The organism is Pollutimonas rozaliensis (assembly GCF_048751585.1).
Taxonomy (GTDB): Bacteria; Pseudomonadota; Gammaproteobacteria; order Burkholderiales; family Burkholderiaceae_B.
The window spans coordinates 1-231 of sequence record NZ_JAZHOB010000388.1; the positions used below are offsets into that span (position 1 = coordinate 1).

Below are 231 nucleotides of genomic sequence, written 5' to 3' on the forward strand. Positions count from 1 at the left end.
TTCCCACGATCAACAGCGTAGGCGGCTGGATGGCACCTTGCAGAAAAGCCGTCGGCAGTTGCCGCAGGGTGCCCGTATGGGTCTGCTGCTGGCGCGTGGTTCCCTGCTCGATCAGTGCCAGGGGCGTTTCCGGTGGCAAACCATGGGCCATCAGCCCCTCACAAATGGCCGTCAAATTACTCAGCCCCATGTAAAACACCAGGGTCTGGCCAGGCTGCGCCAGAGTAGGCC

1 protein-coding gene is annotated in these 231 nt (G+C 61.9%); it reads right to left on the reverse strand.

Annotated elements, in window-relative coordinates; genetic code table 11:
• A partial coding sequence (locus V0R37_RS23330; protein WP_420376723.1) for an SAM-dependent methyltransferase occupies positions 1-223 on the reverse strand: 223 nt, incomplete at its 3' end.
• Positions 224-231 lie beyond the last annotated feature (8 nt).